At 60.4% G+C, this 359-nt stretch carries 1 protein-coding gene; it reads right to left on the minus strand.

What is annotated here, in order from left to right:
- Window positions 1–359: zinc ribbon domain-containing protein (locus J8I33_RS34315; protein ID WP_209940006.1), on the minus strand; the 359-nt coding region annotated here is incomplete at both ends.

Here is a 359-nt window from a genome sequence, read left to right on the forward strand (position 1 = left end):
TCTCTTACTCGCAGTCCCGCGATACCTTTCGGCCGCGTCGTGCTGTCTTTCGATCCGCACGCCGAACAGGACTGGGTCGAACCGCTTTCGTCGACTTCCTCGAACGTGGCCCCGTGCGCAATCGCTTTGTAGCGGAGCTTGTTTCGGAAAGACGACCAGGATGCGTCGTAGACGCTCTTTGCCATCCTGGTTCTGGCGAGTTTTGCGGCCGACACGTTGCCGACCGCGATGTAATCGAAACGCTGCACCAGATCGAGCGCGAGCTTGTGCTGGAAGTCGGCTCGGGCATTCGCGACCTTGGCGTGCAGCTTCGCGATATGCCGCTTGTGCTTTCGCGCCCGTTGCGCTTTCGCCAGCTT

This window comes from Burkholderia sp. AcTa6-5, from assembly GCF_017815075.1.
Classification (GTDB): domain Bacteria; phylum Pseudomonadota; class Gammaproteobacteria; order Burkholderiales; family Burkholderiaceae; genus Burkholderia; species Burkholderia sola.